The sequence below is a fragment of the Nonomuraea sp. NPDC049028 genome (assembly GCF_043197735.1).
Lineage (GTDB): Bacteria > Actinomycetota > Actinomycetes > Streptosporangiales > Streptosporangiaceae > Nonomuraea.
Window position 1 is genome coordinate 138,358 of record NZ_JBICTR010000009.1, and the last position, 25,508, is coordinate 163,865.

The 25,508-nt window shown below is 69.5% G+C and carries 21 protein-coding genes; 13 read left to right on the forward strand and 8 right to left on the reverse strand.

Annotated features, from left to right (window positions below; all coding sequences use genetic code 11):
- Positions 1-32: 32 nt before the first annotated feature.
- Entirely contained in the window at positions 33-854 is an 822-nt protein-coding gene (locus tag ACGFJ2_RS34180; protein WP_393475348.1) for a hypothetical protein, read from the forward strand.
- A gap of 10 nt (positions 855-864) precedes the next feature.
- Here ACGFJ2_RS34180 and ACGFJ2_RS34185 read toward each other — a convergent pair whose 3' ends face one another.
- The 3 genes from ACGFJ2_RS34185 to fdxA form a co-directional block, all read right to left on the reverse strand.
- The gene (locus tag ACGFJ2_RS34185) at positions 865-1,530 is read right to left on the reverse strand and encodes a DUF4178 domain-containing protein (protein ID WP_357944228.1); all 666 of its coding nucleotides are present in this window, start codon (positions 1,528-1,530) and stop codon (positions 865-867) included.
- Positions 1,531-1,608: 78 nt separating this feature from the next.
- Positions 1,609-2,679, reverse strand: coding sequence for a succinyldiaminopimelate transaminase (dapC, locus tag ACGFJ2_RS34190; protein WP_358179323.1), 1,071 nt, complete (start codon positions 2,677-2,679; stop codon positions 1,609-1,611).
- 103 nt (positions 2,680-2,782) lie between these two features.
- Complete coding sequence (fdxA, locus tag ACGFJ2_RS34195; protein ID WP_357944222.1) at positions 2,783-3,109, reverse strand: ferredoxin; 327 nt, start codon at positions 3,107-3,109, stop codon at positions 2,783-2,785.
- A 103-nt stretch (positions 3,110-3,212) separates the two neighbouring features.
- Between fdxA and ACGFJ2_RS34200 the strand changes: the two genes are divergently transcribed.
- The 9 genes from ACGFJ2_RS34200 (at position 3,213) to ACGFJ2_RS34240 (ending at position 16,897) form a co-directional block, all read left to right on the forward strand.
- A complete protein-coding gene (locus ACGFJ2_RS34200) occupies positions 3,213-3,443 on the forward strand; it encodes a hypothetical protein (protein WP_357944220.1) in 231 nt (76 codons plus the stop codon).
- 17 nt (positions 3,444-3,460) lie between these two features.
- Positions 3,461-4,522, forward strand: a complete 1,062-nt coding sequence (locus tag ACGFJ2_RS34205) for an ABC transporter substrate-binding protein (RefSeq protein ID WP_393475353.1) — start codon at positions 3,461-3,463, stop codon at positions 4,520-4,522.
- 101 nt (positions 4,523-4,623) lie between these two features.
- On the forward strand, positions 4,624-5,400 hold the full coding sequence (locus ACGFJ2_RS34210; RefSeq protein ID WP_357944215.1) for a class I SAM-dependent methyltransferase: 777 nt from the start codon (positions 4,624-4,626) through the stop codon (positions 5,398-5,400).
- Between the two features lie 153 nt (positions 5,401-5,553).
- Entirely contained in the window at positions 5,554-7,569 is a 2,016-nt protein-coding gene (locus tag ACGFJ2_RS34215; protein ID WP_357944212.1) for a hypothetical protein, read from the forward strand.
- A gap of 3 nt (positions 7,570-7,572) precedes the next feature.
- Complete coding sequence (locus tag ACGFJ2_RS34220; RefSeq protein WP_357944209.1) at positions 7,573-9,393, forward strand: UvrD-helicase domain-containing protein; 1,821 nt, start codon at positions 7,573-7,575, stop codon at positions 9,391-9,393.
- Positions 9,394-9,441: 48 nt separating this feature from the next.
- Positions 9,442-11,289 carry a sigma factor-like helix-turn-helix DNA-binding protein gene (locus tag ACGFJ2_RS34225; protein WP_357944207.1) on the forward strand — a complete coding sequence of 616 codons (1,848 nt, stop codon included), beginning with the start codon at positions 9,442-9,444 and terminating at the stop codon, positions 11,287-11,289.
- A 33-nt stretch (positions 11,290-11,322) separates the two neighbouring features.
- The gene (gene cysS / locus ACGFJ2_RS34230) at positions 11,323-12,681 is read left to right on the forward strand and encodes a cysteine--tRNA ligase (RefSeq protein ID WP_393475358.1); all 1,359 of its coding nucleotides are present in this window, start codon (positions 11,323-11,325) and stop codon (positions 12,679-12,681) included.
- A 308-nt stretch (positions 12,682-12,989) separates the two neighbouring features.
- A complete protein-coding gene (locus tag ACGFJ2_RS34235) occupies positions 12,990-15,590 on the forward strand; it encodes a penicillin acylase family protein (RefSeq protein ID WP_393476277.1) in 2,601 nt (866 codons plus the stop codon).
- A gap of 350 nt (positions 15,591-15,940) precedes the next feature.
- A complete protein-coding gene (locus ACGFJ2_RS34240; protein ID WP_393475361.1) occupies positions 15,941-16,897 on the forward strand; it encodes a hypothetical protein in 957 nt (318 codons plus the stop codon).
- Between the two features lie 86 nt (positions 16,898-16,983).
- Here ACGFJ2_RS34240 and ACGFJ2_RS34245 read toward each other — a convergent pair whose 3' ends face one another.
- Together ACGFJ2_RS34245 and ACGFJ2_RS34250 are read right to left on the reverse strand one after the other, a co-directional pair.
- The gene (locus tag ACGFJ2_RS34245; RefSeq protein ID WP_393475364.1) at positions 16,984-17,922 is read right to left on the reverse strand and encodes an MBL fold metallo-hydrolase; all 939 of its coding nucleotides are present in this window, start codon (positions 17,920-17,922) and stop codon (positions 16,984-16,986) included.
- A gap of 127 nt (positions 17,923-18,049) precedes the next feature.
- On the reverse strand, positions 18,050-18,481 hold the full coding sequence (locus tag ACGFJ2_RS34250; protein ID WP_393475367.1) for a hypothetical protein: 432 nt from the start codon (positions 18,479-18,481) through the stop codon (positions 18,050-18,052).
- 75 nt (positions 18,482-18,556) lie between these two features.
- Here ACGFJ2_RS34250 and ACGFJ2_RS34255 point away from each other — a divergent pair, with 75 nt between their 5' ends.
- Positions 18,557-19,558 carry a hypothetical protein gene (locus ACGFJ2_RS34255; RefSeq protein ID WP_393475370.1) on the forward strand — a complete coding sequence of 334 codons (1,002 nt, stop codon included), beginning with the start codon at positions 18,557-18,559 and terminating at the stop codon, positions 19,556-19,558.
- A 398-nt stretch (positions 19,559-19,956) separates the two neighbouring features.
- On the opposite strand, the gene ACGFJ2_RS34260 is transcribed toward ACGFJ2_RS34255, so the two are convergent.
- Genes ACGFJ2_RS34260 through mshB form a run of 3 tightly spaced genes read right to left on the reverse strand, consistent with a single transcriptional unit; the run spans position 19,957 to position 21,827 of the window.
- The gene (locus tag ACGFJ2_RS34260) at positions 19,957-20,457 is read right to left on the reverse strand and encodes a flavin reductase family protein (protein WP_357944188.1); all 501 of its coding nucleotides are present in this window, start codon (positions 20,455-20,457) and stop codon (positions 19,957-19,959) included.
- A gap of 18 nt (positions 20,458-20,475) precedes the next feature.
- Positions 20,476-20,910, reverse strand: coding sequence for a DUF6113 family protein (locus ACGFJ2_RS34265; RefSeq protein ID WP_393475373.1), 435 nt, complete (start codon positions 20,908-20,910; stop codon positions 20,476-20,478).
- An 11-nt stretch (positions 20,911-20,921) separates the two neighbouring features.
- Positions 20,922-21,827 (reverse strand): N-acetyl-1-D-myo-inositol-2-amino-2-deoxy-alpha-D-glucopyranoside deacetylase, encoded by a 906-nt coding sequence (mshB, locus tag ACGFJ2_RS34270; protein ID WP_393475376.1) that lies wholly within the window; start codon positions 21,825-21,827, stop codon positions 20,922-20,924.
- A gap of 29 nt (positions 21,828-21,856) precedes the next feature.
- Between mshB and ACGFJ2_RS34275 the strand changes: the two genes are divergently transcribed.
- Together ACGFJ2_RS34275 and ACGFJ2_RS34280 are read left to right on the forward strand one after the other, a co-directional pair.
- Positions 21,857-23,923 carry a DPP IV N-terminal domain-containing protein gene (locus ACGFJ2_RS34275; protein ID WP_393475379.1) on the forward strand — a complete coding sequence of 689 codons (2,067 nt, stop codon included), beginning with the start codon at positions 21,857-21,859 and terminating at the stop codon, positions 23,921-23,923.
- Positions 23,924-24,111: 188 nt separating this feature from the next.
- On the forward strand, positions 24,112-25,500 hold the full coding sequence (locus ACGFJ2_RS34280) for an alpha/beta fold hydrolase (protein WP_393475382.1): 1,389 nt from the start codon (positions 24,112-24,114) through the stop codon (positions 25,498-25,500).
- Positions 25,501-25,508: the final 8 nt, after the last annotated feature.

The following is a 25,508-nucleotide window of genomic DNA, read 5'->3' on the forward strand; positions in this document are numbered from 1 at the left end:
CGGAGCTTATCTGGCCGGGTAGGTTTTTCAGCGTGCGCCTGCGCTTCTCCCGCGGAGTCATCACCATCGCGGTCATCGTTCTCCTGCTCGCGGTGGGGATCTCCGTCGGCCTCTATCACCTGCTCAAAAAGACGCAGCCGCTGGCCATTCCGGAAGCCCACTGCAGCGTCAAGACCCCCGTGGGCGACCGGGATCTCGACATCGAGCAGGCCCAGATATCGGCCACCATCGCGGCCGTCGCGGAGCGCCGCAAGCTGCCCGAACGAGCGGTGGTGATCGCCTACGCGACCGCGCTGCAGGAGTCGAAGCTCTTCAACCTCGACTACGGCGACCGCGACTCCGTCGGCGTGTTCCAGCAGCGCCAATCGCAGGGGTGGGGCAAGCGCAAGCAGCTCCTCGACCCCGTCTACGCGACCAACCGGTTCTTCGCCGCGCTGGTCAAGGTCAAGAACTACCGGAAGATCCCGCTGGAGGACGCCGCCCAGGCCGTGCAGCGCTCAGCGGGCGGCTACGCCTACGCCCAGCACGAGGAGGACGCCAAGATCCTCGCGGCGGCGTTCACCGGGCGTGTCCCCAAGGCCGTGCACTGCTGGTATCCGCCGCCCAAGACCGGCACGCCCGCCCCCCAGGCCAAGACCGCCGAGGCGCGGCGCCAGCTCGCCCGGGCGCTCGGCGACCCGTCCATCTCGACGCGCAAGCGCGGCTGGCTGATCGCCGCATGGTCGGTGGCCCACGCGCAGAAGTACGGACTCAAGCACGTCGGCTTCAACGGCGCCACCTGGACCAACGACATGAACCTGGAGGGCTGGCAGTCGGGCGGCAAGGCGACCGACAGCAAGGTGGACATCTCCTAGGCGATCCGCCTTAGGAAGTGGCGCGGCTGACGATGCTGATCGAGCCGGGCGGCAGCGGCCTGGCGTAACTGGCCGTCCATCGGCCGCCCTGGATCCGCTCGAAGGAGAGCAGCCGCCCGTCGGAGGCGCGGTAGTCGGCGAAGTCGAGCAGGCCCCGCTCGGCGTTGCCGGTGTTGCCCTCCGACCTGAACGCGGCCGTGCCCCGCTCGATCGGATGGAACTCGACGCCCTCCATGATCAGCATGCTCTTGGCGGGCACCATGCCCTCGGTGGGCACCTCGGTCCAGATGAGTACTTCCAGGTGCGACGGCTCGCCCTCGGCCTGCCGCACCTGCACCGACAGCCACTGCATGCGGCGGGAGCTGTCACGCAGCCGGTATTCGACCCACTGCATGCCCTGCCACGAGATGTACATGGCGCCGAGGACCCGCGCGGGCGATCCGTGCACCTCTATCCGGTCACCGACCTTGATGGTGCGGGGATCGACATAGTCGGATCCGGTGTACCCGGACATGCTCACCGGTGCCGGCAGTGGGGCCTCGGTGGCCGCTATCTCGACCGGCTGTGCGGTCGCGCGACCCTTCCTGTCCTGGCGCATGGTGGCCAGGAAGGCACCCAGCAGCAGGAGGACGGTGGCGATGCTCAGCCCGAGTACGACCACGAAGGTCATGCTCATCGATCAGCTCGCTCCACTCGCGGTCTGCCTCAGCAAACGCCGTTATCAACTTATGTGTGCCCTGCTTCGCGGGGGATCCTACTGGAGGCGGCGCACCGCCGCACTGATGCGTTCATCAGTGGCGGTCATGGCGATGCGGATATGCCGCCCACCTGCCGATCCGTAGAATTCCCCCGGAGCAACCAAAATACCGATTTCGGAGAGCTTACTGACCTGTTCCCAGGAACTGGTCCCGTCCGTCGCCCAGAAATACAGCCCGGCGGTCGAGTGCTCGATGCTCCAGCCCGCCTTCTCCAGCACCGGCCGCAGCTGGAGGCGCCGCCTGGCGTAGCGCTCGCGCTGCTCCTCGGCGTGCGCGTCGTCGCCCAGCGCGGCCGTCATGGCGGCCTGTACGGGGGCCGGCATGAGCATCCCCGCGTGCTTGCGGATCTCCAGGAGCCGCTTGACCAGAGCCGGGTCGCCGGTCACGAACCCGGCGCGGTAACCGGCCAGGTTGGAGCGCTTGGACAGCGAGTGGACCGCGAGCAGCCCCTCGTGGGAGCCCTCACAGACGTCGGGATGCAGGATGGAGACGGGTCGCTCCTCCCAGCCCAGCTCGATGTAGCACTCGTCGGAGGCGACGACCACGCCGCGCTCGCGCGCCCAGGCCACCACCTTGCGCAGGTGCTCGACGGGCAGCACCCGGCCCGTGGGATTGCCGGGCGAGTTGACCCAGACGAGGTCCACGTGCTGGGGCCCCAGCGCGAGCAGGCCGTCGGAGGCGGTCGCCTCCGCTCCGGCCAGCCGGGCGCCCACGTCGTAGGTGGGATAGGCCAGCTCGGGGAAGACGACCCGCCGGGCGCCCAGGTAACTGGGCAACCAGGCGACGAACTCCTTCGAGCCGATCAGCGGCAGCACGTCGCTCGGCTCGACGGTGACCTCGTGCCTGCGGCGCAGCCAGCCGGCGGCGGCCTCGCGCAGCGCCTTCGTCCCGTGGGTGAGCGGATAGCCGGGGCTGTTGGCGGCCTCGACGAGCGCGCTCTGGACGAGCGGCGGCACCGGGTCGACGGGCGTGCCGACCGACAGGTCGACGATGCCGTCGGGGTGGGCCAGCGCACGCGCCTTGTACGGCTCCAGCCGGTCCCAGGGGAAGTCGGGCAGGTTGTTCACGGTTCTCCAGGTTTCAGGCGTGCACGTCTCCACCTCTCAGGCGTGCGCGCCGTACGCCCGGCAGCGGGGCCCGCCGTTCGGGCGCCCCGCTGCGGGGTGCGGGCTAGTGCTCTTCAGCCTGCGGCGGCAGCGCGGCGATGACCGGGTGGTCCTTGTCGATCTTGCCGACCTTGGAGGCGCCACCGGGCGAACCCAGGTCCTCGAAGAAGTCGACGTTCGCCTTGTAGTACTCCTTCCACTGCTCGGGAAGGTCGTCTTCGTAGAAAATGGCCTCGACGGGGCACACTGGCTCGCAAGCGCCGCAGTCCACGCACTCGTCGGGGTGGATGTAAAGCATGCGCTCGCCCTCGTAAATGCAATCAACGGGGCACTCCTCGATGCACGCCTTGTCCAGGACGTCCACGCAAGGCTGCGCGATGACGTAGGTCACCTCGAGCTCCTTCTCTCCGCACCATGGCATGACTCTGACGGCGGTCTGCTAGCCCTAGTATTGCCGTGCTTGCCAACTGGCCGAAACGGAGGGTGGCAAACTCGTGGCCGCTCGCCTCGTGATCGCGATCACAACCGCTGACGTCGGCGCCCGGATCACCACCCGCAGACGGGTTCCGGAAGGCTTCCGTGACGCCGTCGGAATTCTCGAATCCTGGGACGGCGGCGTGCTGCGTGTCCGCAAGAGGGACGGCACTCTGGTGGAGATCTCCGAAGAGGTGCTGGTGGCGGCCAAGGTCGTTCCGGCCGCGCCTCCTCGACCTGAACGGAAGTAACGGCGAGTATTCGTCGTGTGACCGTACGTATCTGCGCCGCCGTAACCGTCCTCATCGCAAGCGCCGGATGCGGCGTGTCGTCGCCCCCGGCCGAGAAGCCGCTGCCGCCGGTGAACGTCAAGGCCGCCTCCATGAAGCAGGGTTTCACGACCCTCGACAACCTCGCCGCGACCGCCAAGCGGGAAGGCTCGCTCACCGTGATCGGGCTTCCCCGGGACTGGGTCAACTACGGCGCGATCATCGACGCCTTTACCGACAAGTACGGCATCAAGGTCAACGAGCTCGAGCCCGGCGCCAGCAGCCGGCGCGAGATCGACGCCGCCGCCCAGCTCAAACCCGACGTGTTCGACCTCACCCTCGACGTCGCGGTGGCCGATGCCGCCAAGTTCGCCCCGTACAAGGTGCAGGGCTGGCAGGACCTGCCCGACCACATCAAGGACCCCGCGGGCGCCTGGTACGGCGTCTACGGCGCCTACATGTCGCTCGGCTATGACCGGCGCAAGGTCCCCGCCCCCGCCTCCTTCGCCGATCTGGCCGCCAAGCCGGGCTACCTGGTCGCGCTCGACGGCGACCCGCTGCACTCCGCGGCGGCCTTCGACGGCGTGATGGCCGCCTCGCTGGTGTCGGGCGTGCCACAGCCGCAGCGCGGTGTCGAGCTGTTCGCGAAGCTCAAGCAGGCGGGCCGGCTCACCGATCCGGCCAAGGCCAACGTGATCGTGGACTGGGACCATCTCAACGCCGCCCGCAGCGCCCGCGACGCGGAGGCGTGGAAGGTGACGATCCCGCGTGACGCGCCGCTCGGCGACTACCACGTACAGGCGATCAGCAAGGACGCGCCACATCCCGCCGCGGCCCGTCTCTGGCAGGAGTTCCTCTTCTCCGACGAGGGCCAGAACCTCCTGCAGAAGGGCTGGGCCCGCCCCGCCCGCGGCGAGGCGATGCTGATGCGCGGCACGCTCGACGCCGAGCAGGCAGCCAAAATGCCCGTCGCCCCCGGGCCGCCGGTGCTCCTCACGATTCCGCAGACAGATGCCGGAAAGTCCTACCTCAAGAAGCGATGGACGCAAAGTGTGCGATGAGACCATTGTGACTTGATATGTCGCGGAGACAATCAACCTCTAAAGTGAACAGACAGCACGGCCACAGGGGGCCCTTGTCTGACGAATGAGAGCTGATCGTCTTGCGATACGACACACCGAGCTTGGAGCGGTGGAGCAGTCGCGCCTACGACGGCAGTTTCGGCTACGTCTCGACGCAGGGCGCGCCCCTGGTGGACCTGCTCGATCCGCGGCCGGGAGAGCGCGTGCTCGACCTCGGCTGCGGCACCGGGGTGCTGACCGCCCAGATCGCGTCGCGGGGTGCCGACGTCCTGGGGATCGACGGCTCCCCCGCCATGATCGAGAAGGCCCTGGCCCTTTATCCGGGTGTCGACTTCATCGTCGGCGACGGGCACGACTTCAGCGTGGCGCTGGCCTACGACGCCGTCTTCTCCAACGCCGCGCTGCACTGGATGAGCCGCGACCCCGTCTCCGTCATCGCCAACGTGCACGAGGCGCTCTCGCCCGGCGGCCGGTTCGTGGCCGAGATGGGCGGCGCGGGCAACTGCGCGGAGCTCACCGCCGCCATGCACACCGCCTGGCGGGAGTACGGTCTGCGCGAGCCCGACCTGCCCTGGTACTTCCCCACGCCGGCCGAGTACGCCCGCCGGCTGGAGCAGGAGGGCTTCGTGGTCCGGCTGCTGGAGTACTTCGACCGGCCGACGCCGCTCGAGGAGTGCCCGCAGGGGGCCGCCGACTGGGTACGCATGTTCGCGTCCTCGGTCATCGAGGGGCTGCCGAAGGACATCGTCGAGCCGCTGCTCCAGCGGGTCAACGAGCTCGCCGCACCCGCTCTGCGCAGGGAGACGGGCTGGATGGCCGACTACGTCCGTCTACGCTTCGCCGCCGTCCGGCGCTGATACGTAGTGGATGATGCGTAGGGGAGTTTTGCCGGACTATGGTCTGTTCGTGGGCGGCGGAAAGAGTGGCGGAGAGAGTAAGGCTGCACCGCTGACGAAGTTGAGGAGCCTTGCGACGACACGGCGGCGTGAGGGGCTGGTGAACGGAACGGGATGAATTTCTGCCTGAGCGACCTCGTACCACCGTTGAGGTGGAGCGACGCGTCCACGATCACGCTGCTCACCGGGCAGCCGGAGCTTCCGGACGCCTGGTGGCGCAGCCTGCCCATGCCGCTCGTGCTCGCGGCCATCGGCCCCGAGCCGCTGGCCGAGCTGCTCACGGAGATCGCGCTTGAGCACTGGCCGGCCGCCGCTGTGGGCGACGTGCTGCCGGCGCTGCACGTCCTGGATCCGGACGAGGCCGATGAGCCGCAGGTGGCGATCGCGCTGGACCGCGCCGGGTCGTGGTCGGGGTTGCTCGCGCTGACCGGCAGGGAGCTGGTGGACCAGCCGTTCATCCAGGCGCGTCCGGTGCTCAACACGCTGTTCTCCGCGGCCCTGGTACACCTCGCACCCCAGCTCCAGCGCCCGTCGGCGCCGGTATCCGCCCCAGCCTCAGCCCCGGCCCCGGTTGCCCTCGCGCCCGAGGCTGTGCCGGTCGCGCTGCCTGTGGAGGCGCCGCCGAGCGCCGAGCCGGTCGTCGAGGAGGCTCGCGTCGCCGAGCAGACCCCGGTCGCTGAGCAGGCACCGATCGCCGAGCAGGCACCGGAGCGCGAGGAAGCGCCGGACGCCGAAGAGGCGGTGGCCGCTCACAAGGCCGAGGACGCCGTGGAGGCCGAGGAGCCGGTGCTCGACGCCGACGACGAGCCGGTCGTCGACGAGGCCGCCGAGCCCGAGCCCGAGCCCCAGCCCGTCCTGGACGCCGCCGACGAGCCCGCGCCGGAGCCCGCCGCCGAGGAGGCCGCCGCGCTCGAAGCCGAGGGCGCGCAGCCGGAACCGCAGGACGCCGAAGCCGCACCTGAGCCTGAGCCCGCTCCCGAAGAGGCGAAACCCAAGTACGACACACCGGACTTCGAGGCGGCCGAACCAGAGGAGCCGGAGCCGGCGGAGCCTGCGGGACATGAGCTGCCCGAGCTGATCGAGGCCGCGTTCGCCGGTCTGGACGACAAGAGCTGGGCCGTCGCCCAGAACCGGGTCTTCACCGACCAGCCGTCCGCCGTGGACCAGCTCGCCAAGCTGTTCGCCGTGCCGCCCGCCGACATCTCCGCCACCGAGACCGAGTTGCGGGCCCGCCTCGGCCAGTGGCTGGCCAGCGAGGAGGCGGCCCCGTACCGGGCGCATCTGGACGAGCTGCGCCGGACGATCGGCCCGGCCGCCCCCAGGGACCAGCTGATCGGCGCGGCCGACTGGCACGCCCGGGAGATCCGCGCGCTGGAGGTCCCCGCCTGGCAGTTCGTGCTGGCCACGCTGCCGTCGGAGGCGCCCGCCAGGCCCTCTGAGCCGCCGGCTCCTTCGAAGCCGCAGATCATTGAGGTCCCCCCGGCGTCCGCGTTCGCCCAGGTGCCCCCGATACCGTCGCCGCCGCCGGGGACGCCGCAGTTCCAGGCGTTCGCTCCGGCCGAGGTCGTGGTGGGCGAGGGCAACGGGGCATCGAACGAGCCGGCCAAGCCGTACCAGCCGCTGAAGGACGTCTCGCAGACCAGGCGGTGCTTCCGCCAGCCGGACGGCCGGTGGTGGCTGCGGATCGACGTGACGGCCGAGCAACTCGGCGGCGGTGAGTGCGCGCTGCCCACGGGGTTCGCCACGTACCTCGGACTGTCGCCGGGAGAGAGCAGGACCGTGCGGAGCGCGGCCGGCGAGCTGACCATGGTCTGGCACGGCAGGCCGGTGCTCGAATCGGTCGAGCGGCTGCTCGCGGACGTCGGCGCGAAGGAGGGCGGGCACCTGTTCCTCACGCTGTCGGACGAGGGCGTGTTGCGGGCCAGGCACCTGCCGGTGGCCGCGCAGGGGGCCGAGAAGATCACCAAGGCGCTGCGCCTGGTCGGTTACACCGCCCCCGGCGGGACCCGCGACCAGGCCGCCAGAGTGATCGCCACCAGGATCGGGATGACCGGACCTGTCGGACTGCCCGACCTGCTCACCAGGCTCCGCGAACGCGGGGACCGCGACCTGCTGCAACTCTTGGACTGAGCCGTGCCGCGGCTGGCGATCGCCCCGGACTTCCCCCGGGACCTCAGCGCACTGGCACAGCCGGTGCGCAGGGACGCCGTGGTCGCACTCCGCCGCCTGCTGCTGAACGTCTCGGGCGCCCCGCACCCCGAGCGGGTCAGGGGTGCCAGGGACCCGCGGATCGCGACGCTCCGCCTCACTTCGGGCCACCGGGGCGTGGTGGTGCGCCAGCGGGACGTGTACTGGCTGCGTACCGTGCTCCCGGACCCCGAGGCTTGGTCGTACGCGCAGCGCTACCGCTACGGGATCAACCCGGTGATCGGCGTCGTCGAGGAGTGGGACGCCGAAGCGCTCGAACGAGTCGAGCCCGCGTTACGGCGATCAGCGAGTGCTTCGGGGTTGTTCGCCCCGATCTGCGATGGTGATCTGCTCGCGCTGGGCATCGACGTACGCGCGCTGCCGCTGGTGCGGCTCATCAGCAACGAGGCCGACGTGGAGGCGCTCGAACCGCTGCTCCCCCCGACCCAGCACGTGCCGCTCGCGGTGCTGGCCCGGGGCGGCACGCTCGCCGAAGCCTGGCGGGAGCTGGACACCTGCCGCGCCACGGACGCGGATGCCGACCGCATCGATGTAAACGACTTCCATGCGGCGCTGCGCCGCAGTCCGGACCGGGCGGTGTTCGCCGCGGACAAGGTGGAGCTGGAACGGATCCTCGACGCGCCGGAATGGTGCGCCTTCCCGCGTCCGGAACAGCACCGGCTGGCCCGCGCCGCGCGCTACGAGCACCCCGTGCTGGTGATCGGCGGGGCGGGCACCGGCAAGACGATCATCGCGCTGCATCGGGCGGCCCATCTGGCCGCGCACGGGAGCGGGCCGGTGCTGCTGGTGACGTACTCGCAGGGACTGGGCGAGGATCTGTCAGACCGGCTCGACCGGCTGATCGACGACGGGGTGACGCGCAAGCGGGTCGACGTGGACAACGCCGAGCGGCTGGCGATGCGCATCGTGGCCAGCGCGGAGGGCCGGCGCCCGGCGCTGATCGGCCCCGGCGCGCGTACGCTGGCCGAGCTGACCGACGAGGCGCTCCGGCTGCTGTCGAGGGCCACCGGCGACCTGCTCGACGACATCGAGCCGGGCCGCAAGCCGTACCGGCACGTCGTGGTGGACGAGGCGCAGGACATCAGCCCGTCGCAGTGGCGGTTGCTGCGGGCGGTGGCGCCGCGGGCGCACGACGACCTGTTCATCGTCGGCGACCCGCACCAGCGGATCACCGACACGCGCGTGACGCTCGGCTCGGTGGGCATCCCGGCTCTGCAGCACACGCTCAAGGTGTCCTACCGGCTGCCGCAGGAGCTGCTGTCGTTCGCGGTCCGGCTGCGCGGCGGCAGTCCCGCCGACGGGCTGGTCAAGGGCATGTCCCCGCTGTACGGGTTCCGCGCGCTGCGCAACGGCGAGCGGCCGGTGCTCAGGGCCTACGACTCGCCGGAGGCGGAGCTGGCCGGGCTGGTGGCCACGGTCGTCTCCTGGCTGGACGACGGTGTCCCGGCCGATGAGATCGCCGTCGGCGCGCGCACCTCGAAGCTGGTCCGTGAGGCGCGTAAGGCGCTCGGGCGGGCGGACGTGCGGGTGGCGGCGTTCCAGAATCTGAAGGGGCTGGAGTTCGAGCGGGTCGCGCTCATCGGCGTGGCGGAGGGCGTGGTGCCCGAACCGCCGCCCGACGAACCGGGGGCCCGGGCGAGAGCACTGCAACGGGAACGGAGCATGCTGTATGTAGCCTGCACGCGGGCTCGATCCATGCTCTATATCTCCCATTCAGGAAGAGGTAGCCCTTTTCTGTCGCTCTGATCACATAGTCTGAACTGCGGATATCTTCCCATTGCCGGTTGGACCTCAATGAACCTCAGCCTGAGCGACCTCGCGCCACCGCTGCGCTGGACTTCTCCTGTGCAGATAGCGCCGATCGTGGAGGAGCCCCAGCTTCCCGAGGCGTGGTGGCAGACGATCCCCCTCGACCGCGCGTGCGCCGTCATCACTACGCAGACCGTGGCGGGCCATCTCGCCGATCTCGCCGTGGCCTGCTGGGGGCACCTGCTGATCGGCGACATCCTGCCGCTGCTGCGTTTCTCCGACCCCGCCGAGGCCGAGCGTACGCCGGAGATGCTGGGCAAGGACGTCGTGCAGAAGCTGTTCAGCGGGGTGTTCGAGCGGTTGCTCGAACCTCCGTCCGAGCCGGTCGCCGCGGCCGTGGCGCGGCCGGACAAGCCGCTGCCCGAATTGATCGACGGCCTGTTCGCGGCGCTGGACGAGCGGCAGCGGGCGATCGCCCGCGACCGCCTGTACGCCTCGCAGCGGGCCACGCTCGACGAGCTGGCACAGCGCTTCTCGGTCACGCGGGAGCGGATCCGGCAGATCGAACGCGACCTGCGCGACCATGTCGAAGCCTGGCTGGGCGGCCCGGAAGCGGTCTCGCTCGTCGCGCACGTCACCTGGCTGCGCGGCCGGCTCGGCTCGGCCGTACCCGCCGACGACCTGGCCGCGGCCGTGCCGTGGCACCGCGGCGAGCTGCGCACGCTGGGCATCCCCGCCTGGCGGTTCGTCCGCACGCTGCTGACCGGGTACGAGCAGGCCGACGACTGGCTGATCGCGGGCGGCGCGGACGAGCTGAGGGAGAAGACGCGCCAGCTGTTCACCGACGGGCCGCGGCCGATAGGCGAGGCCGTGACCATGGTCACACAGCTCGGCATCCGCGAGGACGTGGCCGAGCGGTGGATCCTGGCCGTGCCGCAGCTGCGCGTACTGGACCAGCACGTGGTGCCGTGGCCGCGCAGCATCAACGAGAAGACGGAGGCGGTCCTGGCGGTGGCCGGGCGGCCGATGACGCCGGAGGAGATCCAGGAGCGCATCGGCGAGGACTACAGCCTGGTCGGCATCCGCAACCAGCTCACCGCCGACGAGCGGTTCCGCCGCGTGGACCGGAACAAGTACGGGCTGACCAGATGGGGCGGCGACGAATACCTGGGGATCAGGGAGATGATCGCCAGGGAGATCGAGCGCGCCGGCGGTGAGGCGTCGGTCAGCACGATCGTCTCGAACCTCACCTCCCGCTACGACGTCAGCGAGAGCTCGGTGCGCGCCTACTCGGGCGGCCCCGGGTTCGAGCGGACGCAGCGGGGCTGGATCCGGGTGGCGGGCACCTCGCCGACCGGTGAGGCCGAGCCGTACCAGCCGCGCAGGGACGTGTCGGAGACCCGGCGCAGCTTCCGCAGCCGCGACGGCCGCTGGTGGCATCGCGTCGACGTCAACGCCGAGCACCTGCGCGGATCGGGGTCGCCGCTGCCGACGGGGTTCGCGGCGTACCTGGGGATGGCTCCCGGCGGGCAGCTCACGGCCGCGACACCCTCCGGGGACGTGGTGATCAGCTGGCACAACCAGCCGACCATGGGGTCGATCAGGAACGTGCTGGCGGACTTCAAGGCCGGGGAGGGCGACCACGTCTTCCTCACCGTGTCCGACGGGGGCGAGCTGCTGACCCGCTACCTGCCCGCGGCGGCTCCGGGGATGCCGCCGTTGAACCGGGCGCTCTATCTGATCGGCTACACCGCTCCCGTCACCTCGGAGTTGGAGGGGCTGCGGTTGATCGGGGCGCGCATCGGGTTGCCGGACACAGCGACGCGTGATGAGGTGCTGGCGCGGCTGCGGGAGCGGGGAGACCGGGACATCGTCGGCTTTTTGGGTGGCTGACGTTTCTTGGCGGCCGGGGGCTAGGCTCGGGGGATGTTGCGGATCTACGACACGCGCGCCAGGCAGGTCGAGGAGATCGCCCCCGCCCGCGCGATGCGCATGTACTCCTGCGGGCCGACGGTCTATCGCCACGCGCATGTCGGCAACCTGCGCTCCCAGCTGCTGTCCGACCTGATCCGGCGGGTCCTGGAGCGGCAGCGGGTACGCATGGTGGTCTGCCAGAACATCACCGACGTGGGCCACCTGGCCGACGACTCGGAGGCCGGCGAGGACAAGGTGCTCATGCGGGCGCGGGCCGAGGGCCGCTCGCCGCGTGACCTGGCCCGCTACTACGAGGACGTCTTCAAGCGGGACACCGCCGCCCTGAACATGCGGCCGCCGGAGCACATGCCCCGCGCGAGCGAGACGATCGACCTGATGATCGAGCTGATCGCCAAGCTGATCGAGCGGGGACACGCGTACGCGCTGCCGGACGGAGCGGTGTATTTCGACGCCACGTCCTTCCCCACTTACGGCGAAATTTCCGGCAACCGCCTCGACTCCCTCCGCCCCGACGCCACCGACCCCCGCAAGCGCTTCCATGCCGACTGGGCCCTCTGGAAGCCCTCCGACGGCGAACTGTCCTGGGAGGCCCCCTGGGGCCGCGGCTTCCCCGGCTGGCACATCGAGTGCTCGGCCATGTCGCTGCACTTCCTCGGCGAGCGCATCGACCTCCACACCGCCGGCATCGACCTGCGCTTCCCCCACCACGAGGACGAGCGGGCCCAGTCGAACGCGGCGGCCGGCCACGAGGTGGTGCGTCATTGGGTGCATGGGGAGCACCTGCTGTTCGACGGGCGGAAGATGGCCAAGTCCACCGGGAACGTGGTGCTGCTGTCGGATGTGACCGAGGCGGGCCTCGATCCGCTGGCCGTACGCCTGGCGTTCCTGGAACACCGCTACCGGCAGCAGCTCAACCTCACCTGGGACACCCTGCACGCGGCCGACAGGACCGTACGGCGGTGGCGGACACGGGTGGCCGAGTGGTCGGAGTCACCCAGCGCGCCGATGGCGGCCGACTACGTGCGGCGGGCGGAGTCGGCCTTCGATGACGACCTTGACACGCCGACCGCGCTACGTGCGCTTCGGGAGCTGGAGCGGGACGAGTCGGTGGCGCCGGGGGCGAAGCTGGAGTCGTTCCTGCATCTGGACCAGGTGCTGGGGCTGGACCTGGCCGTCGAGATCGGGCGGTCCCGACGGCCGGCGTTGCCGCCGGGGGCGGCGGAACTGCTGGCCGAACGGGCGCGGGCCCGGGAGGCGGGGGATTGGGCGGCGTCGGACCGGCTGCGCGAGTCCCTTGTGAGCATGGGTGTCCGGGTTTCTGATACGCCCTCCGGACAGGTGTGGGACTGACGTGCTCCTCGCCTGCTGCTTACGCAGCAGCCAGGATGCTTGACGCTGCACTGAGCCGCCTACCTCGCCACGCCCGCGCCCACACCATCCCGCCTGAAGACGGGAGCATCGGCCCGTGTCTCGATAGTTCGATGTTGGCGCAGTCGGTCTTTCGTTGCCCCTGGCAGGCCGTCTCCATGTGCTGGAACCCCGTAGGCGCCGGTGTTTCAGGAGGGGCTCGTGGGGCGGGAGTAGTGATCGTGGGCTGTCAGACTTGAGGGGCTGCGCGAGAGATGGAGGTCTTCGTGAGGTTGCGGCCCTACGCCTGGATGCCCTGGCCGTTCCGGTGGGTGGCGCGGGCATTGACCGTGGTCCTCGTCCTCGCGCTGGTGCTCGCCGGGGTGCTCGTGTACACGGTGCGACGGTCGTTCCCTCAGGTGGACGGAGCCGTGCGGCTACCCGGTTTAACCGGGAATGTGGAGATTTATCGCGATAAAGCGGGAATTCCACAGATCTACGCGGACACGGCCGAGGATCTGTTCATGGCTCAGGGGTTCGTTCACGCGCAGGACCGGTTCTGGGAGATGGACTTCCGGCGGCACGTGACCTCAGGGCGGCTGTCGGAGCTGTTCGGCAAGGCGACGCTCGACAACGACAAGGCCATCCGGACCATGGGCTGGCGCAAGGTGGCCGAGCAGGAGCTGCCCGAGCTGGGCGAAAGCACCCGCCGCTACCTCGACGCGTACGCCAAGGGCGTCAACACCTGGCTCCAGGCCAACCCCAACGCCTCCGACCGGAGCCTCGAATACTCGGTGCTCAAGGTGCAGAACGGGTCCTACAAGCCCGAGCCGTGGACCGCGCTCGACTCCGTCGCCTGGCTCAAGGCCATGGCCTGGGACCTGCGTTCCAACATGGAAGACGAGATCGACCGCGCTCTGGCGCTTACCAAGCTGCCTCGGGCCCGGGTTGAGCAGCTTTACCCGGATTACCCGTACGACAGCCATATGCCGATCGTCACCCAGGGCACGATCGCCGACGACCGCTTCGACCAGCGCGACCGTCTGCCCGCACGCGACACCTCCATGCGCGGCACCACAACGGACGGCACCACCCCACGCGGCACTACTCCGCATGGCACCACGACACGCAAGACCACGCCGCAGGAGGCCACGACACCAGGCCAGGGCGCGGCCAGGGCGCTCGCCCAGGCCGCGAAGGCGCTCGACGCGGTGCCCGGCACGATGAGCGCCGCGGACCGCGAGGGCATCGGGTCGAATTCGTGGGTGGTCTCCGGCGAGCACACGGCCAGCGGCAAGCCCTTGCTGGCGAACGATCCGCACCTGTCGGCGCAGATGCCGTCCGTCTGGTACCAGGTCGGGCTGCACTGCCGGAAGATCACGGAATCCTGCGCGTACGACGTGACCGGGTTCAGCTTCTCCGGCGTTCCCGGCGTGATCATCGGCCACAACGGCAAGATCGCCTGGGGCTTCACCAATCTGGGCCCCGACGTGGCCGACCTGTTCCTGGAGCGGGTGAAGGGCGACACGTACCTGTACAAGGGCGAGTCGGTGAAGCTGGGGACCCGGCGGGAAGAGATCAAGGTGGCCGGCGGCGCCACGGTCACACTGAACGTCAGGAGCACCCGGCACGGCCCACTGATCAACGAGGTGATGGGCGACGTCAAACCGAGCGACGGCGCGAACGCCGTGGCCCTCCAGTGGACCGCCCTGACGCCCGGCACCACGGTCGACGCGATCTTCGCGCTGAACTCGGCCACCGACTGGCAGGAGTTCCGCGCCGCGGCCGCGCTCTTCGACGTGCCGGCCCAGAACCTGGTGTACGCCGACGCCGAGGGCCACATCGGCTACCAGGCGCCCGGCCGGATCCCCGTACGCCAGAAGGGGGACGGCACGTGGCCGGTGCCCGGCTGGACCGGCGAGTACGACTGGCGCACCGCCCCCATCCCCTACGACCAGCTGCCCTCCATGGAGGACCCCTCCGACGGCTACATCGTGACGGCCAACAACGCCGTCATCGACCCCAGGCAGTACCGGCCGCTGCTGACCAAGGACTGGGCGTACGGCTATCGCTCCCAGCGCATCATCGACCGGCTCAACCAGGAGATCGCGAAGGGCAAGGTCGACGCCACGACCATGTCCAAGATCCAGCAGGACACCCAGAACGGCCTGGCCAAGACCCTGGTCCCCGCCCTGATGCGGGTGCCTCTGGCGGGGCCGGCCGTACAGGCCAGGCAGTCGCTGAAGGACTGGGACGGCTCACAGGGCGTCGACTCGGCTCCCGCGGCGTACTTCAACGCGGTCTGGCGGCAGTTGCTCAAGCTGACGTTCGACGACGACCTGCCCGCCGGTGCCAGGCCGAGCGGCGGCGACCGCTGGTACGAGGTGATCAAGCGACTGCTCGAAACCCCTGACGACCCGTACTGGGACGACACCACGACCAAGGGCCGTACGGAGACCCGCGACGACATCGTCCAGCAGGCACTGGCCTCGGCCTACCAGGAGGTGTCCGACCGGCTCGGCACGGACGTCACAGCCTGGCGCTGGGGCGACCTGCACCAGTTGACGCTCACCAACGGCTCACTCGGCACATCGGGCATAGCGCCCATCGAGGCACTCTTCAACCGGGGCCCGTTCGAGGTACCGGGCAGCAAGGACGCCCCGAACGCCACCGGCTGGAACGCGCAGCGCGACTACGCGGTGACTTCGGTGCCGTCGATGCGGATGATCATCGACCTGGGCGATCTGGACAAGTCTGAATGGATCAACCTGACGGGGGCTTCGGGGCACGCGTTCCACGACAACTACTGGGACCAGGCACCGCTGTGGGCGAAGGGACAATTGCTCCCGATGTACTCGAGACCGGCAACCGTCAAGAAGGCCGCCGTCCACACCTTGCGCCTCACTCCTTGACCAGGCGGCCCGCCCCTTGACCAGGCGGCCCGCTTCCTGACCTGGCGGCTCACTCTCTGACCTTTGCGGCCCACTCCTGGCCTGCTGGGCGCTCCCCAGCCTGGCGGGGCGCCCCCTGCCCTTACGGCCCGCTCCTGGCCCGGCAGGGCGCTCCCTGACCTGCCGAGGCGCTGGCGCTCCCCGACCCTGCCGAGGCGTCCTTGCCCATTGCCCCTTGCTCCCTGTCCTGGTGGGGCGCTCCTCAACCCCTGTGCCTCATCCCCCGACCTGGCAGCTACGACCACAGCCGTATGTGGAATCAAGACCCTGGGCTGACGCCCGCGCCCCTCCTCCACGTCACCATGGCGAACATGACTCGCCTCTGGTACGTGATCGGACTGCTCCTGATCGTCTCCGGGCTCGTCCACCTGGGCGTGCTCGTCCTCGACGGTGGCCCGTGGGACGGCCCCGTGTCGTGGCGCAAACCGTTCACGTTCGGGGTCTCGTTCGGGTTGAGCGTGCTTTCGCTCACCTGGGTGTCACAGTTCATCCGACTACGCAGGCGCAACGTCTTCCTGGGCGTCTTCGCGGCGGCTTCGGTCGTGGAAGTCGCCCTCATCAGCGTGCAGGCGTGGCGCGGCGTGCCCTCGCACTTCAACATGTCCACCGACGTGGACTCGCTCATCGCCAGAACACTGGCCGCCGGCGGCTTCACCCTGATCGCCATAGCGATCTTCATGACGGTCAGCGCCTTCCGCCCATCACATCCGAATACCGGCAAGTCGCCCAGCACGGACCTCGGCGGCACCCCCAGCACGAATCTCACCACATCCAACACGGTTCCCAGTGGGTCACCCATCGCGCGGTTGGCCGGATCGCCCAGCATGCGTCTGGCCGTCCAGGCCGGGTTCGGCACGTTCCTGACGGCGATGGCCTTCGGGGGCATCATGATCGCCCGCGGAGTGTTCGAGGCCTTGACCGGCTCTCAGCAGCTCGCCTACACCGTGGCCGGCTCGCTCAAACCCGCCCACGCCATCCTCATGCACGGTGTGCTGCTCCTGCCCGCCCTGGCCTGGCTCCTCTCCCGCACCCACCCGTCCGAGCAAACCCGCCTGCGTGTCGTACGACTGGCGATCTGGACGTACATCACCGTCTCCGCGATCATCTCGGCCCTGGCCCTCTTCGGCATCACCATCGTCAGCCCGTCAACCGCCTCGGTGCTCTGCGCGGGCGCGATCTCAGGCCTGGCCATCGGCGCCCTGACCCTGGGCACGCTCCTCCGCCCGCAGACGCACAGCCCAAACGCATCGGGAGACGAAGGAATGTGACTCCCCGCCCGCCAGCGCACAGCCCACACACATCAGGAGATGAAAAGGCGTCACCCCGCAAACCGCAAACCCACAGCCCACACACATCAGGAGACGAAGGAACGTGACTCCCCGATCGCCAGATCCCACAGGCCCTCTCGTGGCAAGCTCTGGGCGCGCCAGGCGGACCGTGCGGCCTCGACCGGCGCCAGCAATGGCTCCCCCGACAGCACGAACGTGCCCCAGTGCATGGTGGCCATCCGCCGCGCCCCGACGTCCAGACAGCCTTGCACCGCCTCCTCGGGGTTGACGTGCGCGGCCTTCATGAACGAGTGCGGCTCATACGCCCCCACAGGCATGAGCGCCAGATCCAGCCCACCGAACCTGTCCCCGATCTGCGCCAGCCGGTCTCCATAGCCGGTGTCGCCCGCGAAGTAAACCGAGCCGTCGATCACCCACCCACCCCAAAGCGTCTTGCACGTGTCCCAGACGGTCCGCCGGCTCCAGTGGTGGGCGGGTACGAAGTCGAACGTGACGCCGTCGATCGACGTGGACTCCCACCAATCCAGCTCTGTTACCCGGGTGAAGCCGCGCCGGTCGAACCAGGGCTTCAGCCGGGCTGGCACGAGGATCGGTGTGTCCCTCGGCAGCTTGCGCATGGTGGGCGCGTCCAGGTGGTCGTAGTGGTTGTGGCTGATCACCACGGCGTCGATCCTCGGCAGGTCGCTCCAGGCGACACCCGGAGGCGTCAGCCGCTGCCGTACTCCGGGAATCCTGCGCGACCACACCGGATCGGTCAGGATCGTTAACCCTCTGATCTGCAGGACGAACGTGGAGTGACCCACCCAGGTCACCATGGTCTCGCCGGTGGCGGCCCGAGGAAGACCGCCGTTGCGCAGCACCGGAATCTGGTCGGCGTCACCGATGTCCGGACGGAACGCGCCGTGCCAGGTGACGCTCAGCAACTCACGAAACTCGGGGAGGGGGGCGGTGAGGCGGTCCTTGAAGCTGTCCGGCCAGTGCGGGACTTCGATCGTCTGCGTCATACGCGTCGCTCTGCCCTACGTAGCGGATCAGTCACCCAGACCAATCGTGACCTGCGCCCCTTCCCCATCAGAGGGGTACACGGATCACCCCAATCGCGCCAGCCCCGCCCCACCAGAGGCGGGCGGCTCACCCCAACCGATCCCGGCCCCCGCCCCTTCTCCACCAGAGGGGTGCGCGTGGGTAGCCGCCGTCGTCGAGTCCGGCCAGCCGTTCGAAGACGTTGTACGAGGCCTGGTGCCCGCAGACCACTACGGACACGAGCATGGCCACCAAGTAGAGCGGGAGCATCGGCAGGCCGACGCACCAGGCCCACTGGGTGGCGTGCCGGCCCTCGTGCCGGATGAGCTGGTCTTCGAGCGAGTCGCGCCTGGTCAGGACGACATTTCCGACGGTGAAGGCCCCGGCGATGGGGAAGCGGTAGCGGTAGCCGTACGCGAGGACGAGGCCGTTGGGCCCACTCTGCCTCGTGGCACCGCCTACGACGGAGATCAGCAGACCGAGCGGGGTGGAGAGGTTGACGTAGTTCACCGCCCGCCGGAACCGATAGCGCCTGTTCATGCGTTTCAGCCTTGACCAATCTTGACAAGACGGAATAATGATCCGCGTCCTGAAATCTCCCCCAAGAGCAGGATTATGAGATTCACCATCGTGGGCGCGCTGGTCGGCACCATGGCCTTGGCCGGAGTCGGCGGAGTCGCGATCACCCAGACGTCAGCGTCCGATCCCCTCAATTCCACTGGCCCTCCTCTCCGCGCAGAGGTGGCGTTACCCGCCGCCGCCCCGACGACGACCCCCACCCCTAAAGTCGGGAAGTACACCGCGAAGACGAAGGTCGTCAAGAAGAAAGGCGTCTCGTATCTGGATGTCTCCGTCAAGTACGACGGAGCGGCCAGGTTCAGCGTGAAACAGAAGGTCTGCAAGGCCAAGTCGTGCAAGACGACGGCCACCGACCTCCCCGTGACCACCGGTGCCGGCCAGACGAGCAAGAAGATCGGCAAGGGTAGCTACAAGGTCAAGGGCAAACCCGGCATCAAGGTCAAGGTCCTGCCCTGGCCCACTCGCACCGTGACAGCCACCCCAACGGCGACGGCCACGGCGACGATCACCGGCACCCCTGGCACCAGCGATTCGGCAACCAATACGGCGACCGCGACAGTGACCGAAACTGCCACGGCGACCACCACGGTCACCCAGCAGGCCACGATCACGGTAACTGAAGCCGCCCCAGCGGCCACCGTCACCGCCACGGTCACCTTCACCTGCCAACCCAACACCGCAGAACCGTTGGCCCCCACCGAAACCCCAACAAACCCAGAAACCCCAACAAACTCGGCAATCGCGACAACCTCGGCAACTCCAGAACCCACCCCGACCCCGACCCCGTCGGTCACGGCGTCGAACACGGTTTCCGAGACAGTGCCCGAAACAGCGCCCGAGACGGCGTCGAACACAGCGTCCGTGACGGCCACCGAGACGGCGACATCGACCGAGTCCGCTGCAGACCCGGTCCCCACGTGCCCGCCAGCGGCGAAAACGCCGTCGGCGACCCCCACGGCGGAAACACCGGTGCCCACGGACACGGCGGCCGAAGCACCGGCGCCAACGGACACAACCCCAGCTCCCGAGGCCCAATAATCCCGACCCGCCGACCCGACTCCCCCTCCGGCGCCGGGTCGGCGGTCACCGTGGCAACTAGGCACACGAGCACATGGCCACACACGCGACCGGATACACACGCGCGCACACAGACACACACGCGGGGCACACGGGCGCAGGCACAGTCACGCGCGCAGGACGCACGGGCACGAGCACGGGCGCACGAGCTCGGGCGCACGGACATGGGCGCACGGGGCTACAGGACCCATATTCCGCCCGTAGAGCCGACAGAGCCCATCACATAGGGGGCAGCGGCCCACGCGTGACCACGGCCGGGGTCAAGAATGCGCACGTCACGGCGCTCAGCCACCTCCACCGGAGGAGCATGCCCCCGGACAATCCCCAGTCATGCACCCGGGGCGGCCGCAAAAGACTGCTCATAACGTCTTATAGCGGCCCTGGTGGTAAAGCAGCGGACGGTCGTCAGCGCGGGCACCGAGCGCGGTAACCCCACCCACCACGATCGAGTGGTCGCCGCCCTCATGGACGGAGGTCGTCCGGGCCTCCAGCGTCGCCACGGCGTCGGTGAAGAGCGCCACGCCCGATTCGCCACGATGGTGCGCCCAGCGTTCCAGCTGTCCGTCGAGCTCCCGCCCCCGATGCGCGAAGAACCGCGACGCGTCCTCCATGGAGGCCGGCAGCACCGACACCCCCCACACACCCGCCTCCATCACAGCGTCGTGGAAGCGGGCCACCTTCTCCGCGCAGAACAGTACGAGCAGCGGGTCCAGTGACACGGACGTGAACGAGTTCACGGTCATCGCGTGATCGATCCCGTCGAGCCTGGTCGTGACGATCGCGACTCCGGTGGCGAATCGGCCGACCACCTTGCGGTAGATGTCCCGATCGACGTGCTGCTCTGTGGAACCATGGTGCACGATCGCTACTTTATGCCTCTAAGTCGGGTTCCTTGGCTGCTGGCCATGCAACAACCAGGAACCGCCGCCCGACGAGGGCGCCAGCCAGAAGGCCACGACCACCGCCGCCATGCCCCCGTACAAGTAGACGAACCCGGAGGGGTTACCGGAGATCACCAGGTCGCCTTGCGAGAGCCTGAGCGAGAACGGCATGGACACCAGCAGCCACCCGAGCGCCGTCACCGACACCCCGAGGCGCGAACCCATGAGCTTGCCCGCCCCGAAACAGACGCCGAAGAGCGCGAGCAGCCAGCCGATCGCCGAGCCCGGGATCATCCCGACGAACGGGACAGGACCGACGTGCCAGATCGCCTGCGTGAACCCGCCCACAATGCCCATGACCAGCCCCAACACGAACAGCATGCCGTAGGCGGCCCCACCCAAAGCCGACTCGGCCTGGCTGCGTTGCTCCATGAAGAACGAGGTTAGTGGATGCCTGCGAAGAGATCGTTCTCGCGGGTGTGCGGCGCTCCCATCCCGCCCGCCTCGATCGGCGGGCCAGGCATCGCGTGGCCGGGCGCGCCGAGCGCCAGGATGTAGTGCTCGACGCCCTGCGCCTCCTGGCCGATGTTGTTCGAGAGCGCGAACCACGGGTCGTCCACACTGATCTGCGTGGCGTGCGCGCGCATGGCGTCCAGCTTGTTGCCGACCCACGGCCGCGCGTCGATCTCCGTGGTGATCACCTCGTCGGGGCTGACGAACGGCATGTCGTCGACGTCCTCGACGAGAAAGCCGACGTCGGCCGCGCGCAGCGCCTCGGCCGTACGGCGCATCACCGACCTGGCGACGGCCGTGTGGTAGAACTTCGTGATCCGCCACGGCGCCCCCTCACCGAAGCGTGGGTCGGCGGCGAGTTCGTACGCCCGCCGCGAAACGCGATGCGCCTGAATGTGGTCGGGATGCCCATAGAACCCGTTGTCGTCATAAGTGACCAGGACCTGGGGCCGTACCTCTCGGATGACCTTGACCAGCTCCCCCGCCGCCTCGTCGAGGTCGGCCTGCCAGAACGCGTTGGGCCGGTCGTTGGAGGCGACGCCCATCATGCCCGAATCGCGCCAACGGCCCGGCGCGCCCAGGAAGCGGTGGTCCTCGACGCCGAGTGCCTTGCAGGCCATCGCGAGTTCGGCGATGCGGTGCGTGCCCAGCGTGTCGTCGCGGTCGGCGGCCAGGTGGGCGAGCTCCGGGGGGATGACCTCCCCCTCCTCGCCGAGCGTGCAGGTCACGAGCGTGACGTGCGCGCCTTCCGCCGCGTACTTGGCCATCGTCGCGCCGGTGCCGATCGACTCGTCGTCGGGGTGGGCGTGCACCAGCAGCAGCCGTCGGTCAGTCATGCGTTCGAGCGTACTGGCAGGATTAGGGCATGAGTGAGAGCTTCCCGCGCCTGTCGGCCAGGACCCGCAGGTTCACCCTCGGAGTGCCCAGGGGCTTCACGATCTCCCCCGACGGCGGCAAAGTCGTGTTCTTGCGTACGAAGTCCGGCACCGACCCGGTGACGTGCCTATGGGAACTCGACACCGAGACTCACGTCGAGCGCCTCGTGGTCGACCCGCGTACGCTCGACGCCGACGACGGCGATCTCCCGCCCGAGGAGCGCGCCCGGCGCGAGCGCAGCCGCGAGCAGGCGGGCGGCGTGGTCGGCTACAGCACCGACTCCTCGGTGACCAGGGCCGCCTTCGCGCTGGCCGGCGGCCTGTACGTCACCGACCTGCCCAACGGCGACACCCGGCGGCTGGAGACGCCGGGCGCGGTCATCGACCCGCGCATCTCCCCCGACGGCCGGCGGGTCGCGTACGTCAGCGGGGGCGCCCTACGGGTGCACACCCTCGCGACAGGTGACGACCGCGCGCTCGCGGAGCCCGAGTCGCCGACCGTCACGTACGGTCTGGCCGAGTTCATCGCCGCCGAGGAGATGGACCGGATGCGCGGCTACTGGTGGTCGCCGTCGAGCGACGCGCTCCTGGTCGAACGGGCCGACGAGGCTCCGGTACACACCTGGCACATCGCCGACCCGGCCAACCCGGACCGGCCCGCGACGGCCCAGCGCTATCCGGCCGCCGGCACGCCCAACACGGTGACCCAGTTGTTCGTGCTCGGAGTCGACGGGTCGCGCGTGGCGGTGCCGTACGAGGACGAATACCTCACGACGGCCGCCTGGAGCTCCCATGCGCTGTCGATCGTGACCATGTCGCGTGATCAGAAGAGGCTGCGCCTGTTCGCGGTCGATCCGGCGACCGGCGTGTCCACGCTGGTCCGCGAGGACACCGATCCGGCCTGGGTCGACGTCGTCACCGGCGTGCCCGCGCACCTCGACGACGGCTCGCTGGTCTGGGTGGCCGCCGCCGACGGCGGCAATCGCCTGTTCGTGGGTGACCGCGCCGTCACTCCGCCCACCCTGCAAGTACGCGCGGTGCTCGACGTCGACCACGACAGCGTGCTGTTCAGCGCGAGCGGCGACCCCACCGAGATCCAGTTGTGGACCTGGGACGGCCACTCGCTGCTGCCCGTGTCGACCCGGTCCGGCGTGTTCTCTGGGCGGATGTCCGGCGGTGTGGGCGTACTGACCGAGCAGAGCCTCGACACCGAGGGCGTGTCCACCACGGTCGTACGGCGTGACGGCATGGCCATCCCGATCCCCTCACTGGCCGAACGCCCCGGCCTCGACCTGCGGGTCTCGCTCGGCCGCTCCGGCCGCCGCGACCTCTCCACCGCCGTGGTACTGCCCTCCTGGCACGAGCAGGGCTCGCGGAAGCTACCGGTCCTGATGGATCCGTACGGCGGGCCGCACGCGCAGCGGGTGCTCAACCGTCGCGGCGGCTACCTGGAGAGCCAATGGTTCGCCGAGCAGGGCTTCGCCGTCATCGTGGCCGACGGCCGCGGCACCCCGGGCAGGGGCCCCGCCTTCGAACGCGCCGTACTCAACGACCTGGCCACGCCCCCGCTGGAGGACCAGATCGACGCCCTGCAGGGGGTGGCCGAGCAATACCCTGACGACCTCGACCTGACGAAGGTGGCCATCAGGGGCTGGTCGTTCGGCGGCTTCCTGGCGGCACTGGCGGTGCTGCGCCGGCCCGACGTGTTCCACGCCGCGGTGGCGGGGGCGCCGGTGACGGACTGGCGGTTGTACGACACGTGTTACACCGAGCGGTACCTGGGGCATCCGGACGAGCAGGCGGACGTGTACGACAACTCCTCGCTGTTCGGCGATGCGGCCAAGCTGGAGCGGCCGCTGCTGCTGATCCACGGGCTGGCAGACGACAACGTCGTGGCCGCGCACACCCTTCGCCTGTCGTCGGCGCTGCTGGCGGCGGGGCGGCAGCACAGCGTGCTCCCGCTGTCGGGCGTCACCCATATGACGCCGCAGGAGGTCGTGGCGGAGAACTTGCTGCTGCTGCAGGTGGAGTTCCTGAAGAGATCCTTGGGCGTGTGACCGCCTGGGGCGGGCCGTGGCCCGGCTTCCCGCGCTGTAGGTGACACTCGTTGGTCGACCCCTCGGGGTGGGCCGCGTCGCAGGTGTCATCAGCCCGTGGCATGACATGCCACGGGCTGATTCGCCTCCCCCCAGACCAGCCCCTGGTCCGATGTGCCCGCAACCCCCGCTGCGGGATCGTCGTTCGCATGCTCAAGCACATCTCCCTCTCCATCGCCATGGCCCTCCTCGGCTCTGGCGTCCAGTCCCAGCAGGCGGCCACCCTCGACTGGGCCGCCTGCCCCAACGACAAAGTTGGGATGACCTGTGCCGACCTCCAGGTCCCCGCCGACTGGCAGAAACCCGACGGCCGCAAGATCACCCTCAAGCTGGGCCGGTTGAAGGCCACCGGCACCTCCTCCGAAGGGTCGGTCCTGGTGGCCTACGGCGGCCCCGGTGCCCCCGGCATCGCCTTGACCCAGACGTATGCGGACCTCTGGGCCAAGCTGCGCGAACGGATGGACGTCATCACCTGGGACACCCGCGGCTACGGCGCGCAGTTCAGCGGCCTCAGCACCGGGCTGGCCTGCACCTGGACCCGAATCCCGCTGCCCGACGTCCCCAAAGACGACGCCGACTTCGGACGGCTCTCCGACACCAACCGCGGCTACGCGGAAGCCTGCCGCAACAAGGACCCCGAGCTGTTCGCCAACATGAGCTCGGCCGACCACGCCAGAGACATGGAGGCCATCAGAAAGGCCCTGGGCGACGGCAAGCTCAACTTCTACGGCGCCTCCTACGCCGGGATCTACGCGCAGGACTACGCCCGGCTCTTCCCCGGCCAGGTGCGCACCATGGTGCTCGACGGCACGATCAGCCACAGCGGCACCGACTGGACCACCGACATGGTCAACATGGCCAAGGACAACGAGACGTCCTTCAACCGCTTCTTCACTTGGTGCGCCGGTGCCGGCAAGTGCCGAGAGCTGTCCGCCCAGTGGCGCGGCCTGGTCGCCAAGGCCGACCGCTCCCCGGTCCCGGCCAAGTCTGCAGGGATCGCCTATACGGGGGGCGACCTGCAATCCCTCGCCATGGGGTTCGCCCATCAGGGTCCCGAGGGCTATCCCAAGCTGGCGGAGGCCCTCCGTAAGGCCGTACGCGGCGACGCCTCCGGCTTCGTCCCCGCCCGCGGCTCCCGCTACCCCGACCAGTCGACCGGCGTCACCGAATGCACCGACTGGCCACGCCCCGCCGGCCGCGCCGAGCTCGACAAGACGATCGCCCGACTCCGCAAGATCGCCCCCAACGCGGGCGCGGCCAACACTCTGGCGACGGGCACGCTCGGCTGCATCGGCTGGCCGGTATCAGTGACCAACCCGCCCGCACCCCTCCCCAAGGGCCTGCCACCGATGCTGGGCGCTGGGGCCTGGCGCGAGTCCGACGCGGTCGCCCGGATTCTCACGCAGGTGCCAGGCAGCGCCACCATCCGCCACGAGGGCCCAGGACACACGCTCTTCGCCTTCAACGAGTGCGCCCGCAACCACATGTTCCGCTACTTGACGGACCGCACCTTGCCGTCCCCTGAAGCGAAGTGCTGACCACCCCC